9 protein-coding genes (1 of these 9 cut by a window edge) are annotated in these 6,450 nt (G+C 38.8%); all 9 read left to right on the forward strand.

What is annotated here, in order from left to right:
• Window positions 1-30: 30 nt before the first annotated feature.
• Window positions 31-954, forward strand: a complete 924-nt coding sequence (cysK, locus tag AB1284_RS22980) for a cysteine synthase A (RefSeq protein ID WP_429752848.1) — start codon at window positions 31-33, stop codon at window positions 952-954.
• A 189-nt stretch (window positions 955-1,143) separates the two neighbouring features.
• On the forward strand, window positions 1,144-2,541 hold the full coding sequence (gene trpE, locus AB1284_RS22985) for an anthranilate synthase component I (protein ID WP_429752847.1): 1,398 nt from the start codon (window positions 1,144-1,146) through the stop codon (window positions 2,539-2,541).
• A gap of 5 nt (window positions 2,542-2,546) precedes the next feature.
• On the forward strand, window positions 2,547-3,134 hold the full coding sequence (gene pabA / locus AB1284_RS22990) for an aminodeoxychorismate/anthranilate synthase component II (protein ID WP_429752846.1): 588 nt from the start codon (window positions 2,547-2,549) through the stop codon (window positions 3,132-3,134).
• On the forward strand, window positions 3,128-4,000 hold the full coding sequence (gene pabC / locus AB1284_RS22995) for an aminodeoxychorismate lyase (protein WP_429752845.1): 873 nt from the start codon (window positions 3,128-3,130) through the stop codon (window positions 3,998-4,000). The genes pabA and pabC overlap by 7 nt, the downstream gene beginning before the upstream one ends.
• 1 nt (window position 4,001) lies before the next feature.
• A complete protein-coding gene (gene folP, locus AB1284_RS23000) occupies window positions 4,002-4,826 on the forward strand; it encodes a dihydropteroate synthase (RefSeq protein WP_429752844.1) in 825 nt (274 codons plus the stop codon).
• 5 nt (window positions 4,827-4,831) lie between these two features.
• Window positions 4,832-5,194, forward strand: a complete 363-nt coding sequence (gene folB / locus AB1284_RS23005; RefSeq protein WP_429752843.1) for a dihydroneopterin aldolase — start codon at window positions 4,832-4,834, stop codon at window positions 5,192-5,194.
• Complete coding sequence (gene folK / locus AB1284_RS23010; RefSeq protein ID WP_429752842.1) at window positions 5,191-5,706, forward strand: 2-amino-4-hydroxy-6-hydroxymethyldihydropteridine diphosphokinase; 516 nt, start codon at window positions 5,191-5,193, stop codon at window positions 5,704-5,706. Before folB ends, folK begins: the two co-directional genes overlap by 4 nt.
• Window positions 5,658-5,861, forward strand: coding sequence for a helix-turn-helix domain-containing protein (locus AB1284_RS23015; RefSeq protein WP_429752841.1), 204 nt, complete (start codon window positions 5,658-5,660; stop codon window positions 5,859-5,861). Before folK ends, AB1284_RS23015 begins: the two co-directional genes overlap by 49 nt.
• Before the next feature lie 23 nt (window positions 5,862-5,884).
• Window positions 5,885-6,450 carry the 5' portion of a tRNA dihydrouridine synthase DusB gene (gene dusB, locus AB1284_RS23020; protein WP_429752840.1) on the forward strand. The gene runs 433 nt beyond the window's last position, so 566 of the gene's 999 nt are visible here — the first part of the coding sequence; it begins with the start codon at window positions 5,885-5,887; its stop codon lies beyond the right edge, outside the window.

Consider the following 6,450-nt stretch of genomic DNA (forward strand, 5'->3'; position numbering starts at 1 on the left):
TAAAAATACTTGGTGTTAGGAGTGACGGAGATGCGAGTGGCACAATCAGTTTCAGATTTAATTGGAAAAACGCCAATTGTTAAATTGAACCGCATCGTAGAAGAAGGCAGTGCAGATATTTATTTAAAACTAGAGTTCATGAATCCTGGAAGCAGTGTAAAAGATCGAATTGCATTAGCGATGATTGAAGATGCTGAGAAAAAAGGGTTATTAAAAGAAGGCGATACAATTATTGAACCGACAAGTGGAAACACTGGGATTGGTTTAGCGATGGTAGCGGCGGCCAAAGGATATAAGGCAATTCTGGTTATGCCGGAAACGATGAGTGTCGAACGCCGTAATTTATTGCGTGCTTATGGAGCAGAATTAGTGTTAACGCCAGGATCAGAAGGGATGGGCGGTGCAATTCGCAAGGCAACAGAGTTATCAAAAGAACATGGCTACTTTATACCTCAACAGTTTCAAAACGATGCAAATCCAGAAATCCATCGTTTAACTACAGGTCCGGAAATTGTGGAACAGATGGGTGATCAATTAGATGCATTCATTTCAGGAGTTGGTACAGGCGGAACGATTACGGGTGCTGGTGAAGTATTAAAAGAGAATTATAAAGATATTAAAATTTATGCAGTAGAGCCTGCTGATTCCCCAGTGCTATCAGGTGGAAAACCAGGTCCTCATAAAATTCAAGGGATTGGTGCTGGATTTGTTCCTGGAACGTTAGATACAGATGTGTATGATGAAGTGATTCAGGTGAAAACAGAACAAGCATTTGAATATGCAAGAAGGGTAGCTCGTGAAGAAGGTATTTTAGTGGGTATTTCTTCTGGAGCAGCTATTTATGCAGCGGCAGAAGTTGCGGAAAAACTTGGAAAAGGAAAGAAAGTGCTTGTTATCATTCCAAGTAATGGTGAGCGTTACTTAAGTACGCCACTTTATCAATTTGAATCATAAGCTTAATGTATGAAAAGCATCCCTCGAAAAGGGGATGCTTTTTCTTTTTTCGTTTGAAAATAGGAAAAGAGTGAATGACTAGAAAACTTCATGTAAAATAAGTGTTAGTTGAACTAAATGGGCTTATATGGACGGTTCAATGTTTTTAAACGACCGTTAGAGCGGGATAAAATAAAACGAGGTGTTTGTATGCAGCGACGAAAATCTTTAGCTATTTCAGTTCCGTATCAGTTAGACTTTTTTAAACAGTATAAATTTCTTTCGCAAAATAAACCTCATCATATCATTTTAGAAAGTGGTCGCGGAGGACGTTATAGTATTGCTGGGCTTGATCCGGTAGCGATCGTTCGTGGGAAAGAGGAAGCCTTGCATATATGGGAAAATGGAGAGGAAACAATAGAAAAGGGGAATCCATTGCACCTTATGCAAAGATATATGGAACAATGGAAAACGGAGCATAATGACGCATATCCGCCGTTTCAAGGTGGTGCGATTGGTTATTTTAGTTATGATTGCATCCGCTATATAGAGAAAATTCCTTCTCTTGCAGAAGATGATGTGAATGTACCAGATATATTTTTCTTATTGTTTGATGATGTATTTGTTTATGATCAAAAAGAACAAGTGTTATGGATTATTACACATTATATAAATGATGAGAAACAAGCTGAGCAACATTTGAATGAATTAAAAGGGCTTTGGTTACAAGAAGTGCCAGAAGTGACGATGCCGTTTATTCGCCCTGAAATAAATAAAGAGGCAGTTTCCTTCACGGAAAAAGAGTTTATGGAAGCTGTTCAAAGAATTCAAGAGTATATTGGTGCAGGAGATGTGTTTCAAGTAAATTTGTCTACAAGACAAGAAAAAACATTGCAAACGCATCCGTTGGAAGTGTATACGAAGCTTCGTGAAATTAATCCATCACCATACATGGGTTATTTAGAACTTGGAGATTTCCAAATTGTAAGTGCTTCACCAGAGTTGTTGATTAAAAAACAAGGTAATGAAATGAGTACGCGTCCAATTGCGGGTACGCGCTCTCGCGGGAAAGATGAGCAAGAAGATCAAGAACTTGCAAAAGAGTTAATTGAAAATGAAAAAGAGCGTGCAGAACACGTTATGCTTGTTGATTTAGAGCGAAATGATTTAGGGCGTGTTTGTGAGTATGGAACGGTAGAAGTAGATGAATTCATGGTGATTGAGAAATATTCCCATGTTATGCACATCGTTTCAAATGTACGCGGACAATTGCAGCGAGGAAAAGATGCTTTTGATGGTGTAAAGGCTGTATTTCCGGGTGGAACGATTACCGGAGCACCGAAAATTCGCACGATGGAAATTATTGAAGAGTTAGAGCCGGTTCGCCGTGGTATTTATACAGGTTCAATTGGTTGGATTGGTTATTCAGGGGATATGGAATTAAATATTGTCATTCGTACGTTGCTTGCGAAAGATGGGCAAGCATATGTACAGGCAGGGGCAGGGATTGTTATTGATTCTAATCCGAAAAACGAGTATAAAGAGTCATTAAAGAAAGCGATAGCTTTATGGCGAGCAAAAGAAAGTAGCGAAGAAACGGTTAGGTGAGATAAATGATATTAATGATTGATAACTATGATTCCTTTACGTTTAATTTAGTGCAATTTCTTGGAGAGCTAGGACAAGAACTTATCGTCAAGCGTAACGACGAAATTACAATTAAAGATATTGAACAAATGCAGCCGGACTTCTTAATGATTTCTCCAGGACCGTGCAGCCCGAATGAAGCTGGGGTAAGTATGGATGTGATTCGTCATTTTGCAGGACAAATCCCGATTTTTGGTGTTTGTTTAGGACATCAATCGATTGCTCAAGTGTTTGGGGGAGATGTTGTTCGTGCAGATCGTTTCATGCATGGGAAAACATCTTTAATGCATCATGATGAGAAAACAATCTTTACCGATATTCCCAATCCGTTTACAGCAACGCGTTACCATTCTCTAATTGTCAAAAAAGAAACATTACCAGAGTGCCTGGAAGTAACATCTTGGACAGAGGAAGGAGAAATTATGGCCCTTCGTCATAAAACATTACCAATTGAAGGGGTACAGTTTCATCCGGAATCTATTATGACTTCCCATGGTAAGGAATTGTTGCAAAATTTCATTCGTAATTATAGCCGGAGTGCTGCTACATGCTAATTTATGTGAACGGTTCATTTGTTGAGGCGAGTGAAGCTAAAATTTCTCCGTACGATCATGGGTATTTATATGGTCTTGGTGTATTTGAGACGTTTCGTATTTACAACGGACATCCTTTCTTATTCGATGATCATTATGAGCGGCTTATGACCGCTCTTTCGTCGTTGCATATTGCATGGGAAATGACAAAAGACGATGTGAAAAGCATTTTAAAAGAGTTAATTGTAAGGAATCATTTGCAAAATGCATATGTTCGTTTGAATGTGTCTGCAGGTAGTGGCGAAATCGGATTGCAGACGGAGATTTACGAAGAGCCTTCTATTATCGTTTTTATAAAGTCTTTACAAGCTCCAGGAGATGTAGTGGAAAAAGAAGGGGTAATTTTAAGGCAAACTCGTAATACACCAGAAGGAGAGTTTCGTTTAAAATCACATCATTATTTAAATAATATTTTAGGGAAACGTGAGATTGGGAATACAACTGCGAAAGAAGGGATTTTTCTTACGAAAGAAGGGTATGTTGCGGAAGGGATTGTTTCGAACATCTTCTTCGTGAAAAATGGCATATTGTATACACCATCACTACAGACTGGAATTTTAAATGGAATTACACGTGCTTTTATATTGGCTGCTGCTGAAATGTTGGGGCTTGAGATAAAAGAGGGGTTATTCTTAAAAGATGAGTTATTTGCGGCCGATGAAGTGTTTGTTACGAATTCCATACAGGAAATTGTGCCCCTTTGTTGCATTGGAGAAGTCCATTTTCCAGGTAAAGAAGGGCTTGTTACAAGTCAGCTTTTACGTGTATATGAAACATACCGTGAAAGACTTTGGAGCCGAAATGAGTTGTTAAGAGGAGATGGTTAATATGCAATTGTCTTATGAGATGCAGTGTGGTAAATATGTATTGAATTTAAATGAAAAGACATTCATTATGGGGATCTTGAATGTTACACCTGACTCTTTCTCTGATGGTGGCAATTACAATGAAGTGGAAACGGCTGTCCGCCATGCGAAAGAGATGGTAATTGACGGGGCGCATATTATTGATATTGGGGGAGAGTCTACTCGTCCTGGTTTTGATAAAGTATCAGAAGAAGAAGAGTTACGACGCATTTTACCGATGGTTCGAGCTGTATCGCAAGCGGTAGATGTACCTATATCTATTGACACGTATAAAGCAGAGGTTGCAAAACAAGCCATTGAAGCTGGAGCACATATTATTAATGACATTTGGGGTGCGAAAGCAGAACCGGAAATTGCAAAAGTAGCGGCGCGTTACGATGTGCCAATTATTTTAATGCATAATCGTGATAATACAAACTACCGAAATCTCATGGCAGATATGATTGCTGACCTATATGAAAGTGTTACAATTGCGAAACGTGCAGGTGTGCGAGATGAAAATATTATTTTAGATCCAGGTATTGGATTTGCGAAAACATTTGAGCAAAACTTAGAAGTGATGCGGAATCTAGAGCAATTAAAATTGTTGGGATATCCAGTCCTTCTCGGAACATCTCGAAAATCATTTATTGGTCATGCGTTAGACTTGCCAGTAGAAGAACGTTTAGAAGGAACAGGTGCAACAGTTTGTCTTGGCATTCAAAAAGGCTGTGAAATTGTGCGTGTGCATGATGTGAAAGAGATGTCCCGCATGGCAAAAATGATGGATGCTATGTTAAGGGGGTAAAAGATTTGGATAAAATTTTTGTTCATGATATGGAGTTCTATGGTTACCATGGTGTATTTCCTGAAGAAAATAAGTTGGGGCAGCGATTTAAGGTAGATTTAACTGTAGAGTTAGATTTAAAGCGAGCAGGAACAACTGATGACTTAAAGCATTCTGTAAATTATGGAGAGTTATACGAGTTATGCAGAAGTGTTGTAGAAGAGAAAACATATAAGCTTTTGGAAAGTATTGCAGAAAACATTGCGGGGGATATATTAGAACGGTACGATTGCGTTATGAACTGCATTGTAAAAGTTATTAAGCCAGATCCGCCAATTCCGGGACATTACCGCGCGGTGGCGGTTGAGATTGAGAGAGGGCGCTCATGAATAATGTAGTTTATATTGCTTTGGGCTCAAACATGGATAATCGCCATATGTATTTATCGCAAGCGATAGAGTTGTTGCATAAGCATCCGACTATTGAAGTTGAGGATGTATCATCTGTTTATGAAACAGATCCGGTTGGGTATATAGAACAAGAGAAATTTTTAAATTTAGTTATAAAAATTTCTACCAATTTATTACCTCAAGAATTATTGATGGTAACACAAAGGGTAGAGAATGAGCTAGGAAGAAAAAGGGAGATTAAATGGGGTCCTCGTACCATTGACCTTGACATTTTGCTTTATAATCACGAAAATATTGAGGCAGAGAATCTTATTGTTCCGCATCCGCGGATGTTTGAAAGAGCTTTTGTTATCGTTCCATTGATGGAAATTAATCAAGAAATTAACCGAAACATTTCACGTTCACAAGTAGAAGAAATGAAAAGGCGAGAGGGAGTAACGGTATGGAAGCAGAGAAATGGGGAAGACGCATTCGCGCTTTTCGTAAATTAAAAGGCTATACACAAGAAGGATTTGCGAAAGAATTAGGGGTATCTGTATCTGTTTTAGGTGAAGTAGAGAGAGGGAATCGAGTTCCGTCTCAGGATTTTGTTATAGAAGTTGCGAAGACATTGAAAGTTTCGATAGAAGAATTAATGCCGCAATAGGGATAACGAAGGAAGGTAATCAAGTGTTAAAGATTGCAAACATTGAAATGAAAAATCCGGTTGTGCTAGCGCCAATGGCAGGAGTATGTAATTCTGCATTCCGTTTAACGGTTAAAGAATTTGGTGCAGGATTAGTATGTGCGGAAATGGTAAGTGATAAGGCGATTTTATTTAACAACAAAAAAACGCTGGACATGTTATATATTGATGAGAGAGAAAAGCCATTAAGTCTGCAAATTTTTGGTGGAGAGAAAGAAACGCTTGTAGAAGCAGCGAAATATGTAGATAAAAATACAACGGCAGATATTATTGATATTAATATGGGTTGTCCGGTACCGAAAATTACAAAATGCGATGCTGGTGCAAAGTGGTTGCTTGATCCGAATAAGGTGTACGAAATGGTAGCGGCGGTAGTAGACGCAGTTCAGAAGCCGGTTACAGTAAAAATGCGTATCGGTTGGGATGAAGATCACATTTTTGCGATTGAAAATGCTCAAGCGGTTGAACGTGCAGGTGGTCAGGCGGTCGCAGTTCACGGTCGTACTCGTGTTCAAATGTATGAAGGAAAAGCGGATTGGAATATCATTAA

It is taken from the genome of Bacillus sp. S2(2024), from assembly GCF_050474045.1.
Taxonomy (GTDB): domain Bacteria; phylum Bacillota; class Bacilli; order Bacillales; family Bacillaceae_G; genus Bacillus_A; species Bacillus_A yunxiaonensis.

What these genes read in the sequence shown, in the direction of transcription:
- trpE (WP_429752847.1), top strand. Translation starts at nt 1,144, where the DNA reads ATGCAGCGACGAAAATCTTTAGCTATTTCAGTTCCGTATCAGTTAGAC.
- AB1284_RS23015 (WP_429752841.1), top strand. Translation starts at nt 5,658, where the DNA reads ATGGAAGCAGAGAAATGGGGAAGACGCATTCGCGCTTTTCGTAAATTA.
- folK (WP_429752842.1), top strand. Translation starts at nt 5,191, where the DNA reads ATGAATAATGTAGTTTATATTGCTTTGGGCTCAAACATGGATAATCGC.
- folP (WP_429752844.1), top strand. Translation starts at nt 4,002, where the DNA reads ATGCAATTGTCTTATGAGATGCAGTGTGGTAAATATGTATTGAATTTA.
- pabC (WP_429752845.1), top strand. Translation starts at nt 3,128, where the DNA reads ATGCTAATTTATGTGAACGGTTCATTTGTTGAGGCGAGTGAAGCTAAA.
- pabA (WP_429752846.1), top strand. Translation starts at nt 2,547, where the DNA reads ATGATATTAATGATTGATAACTATGATTCCTTTACGTTTAATTTAGTG.
- cysK (WP_429752848.1), top strand. Translation starts at nt 31, where the DNA reads ATGCGAGTGGCACAATCAGTTTCAGATTTAATTGGAAAAACGCCAATT.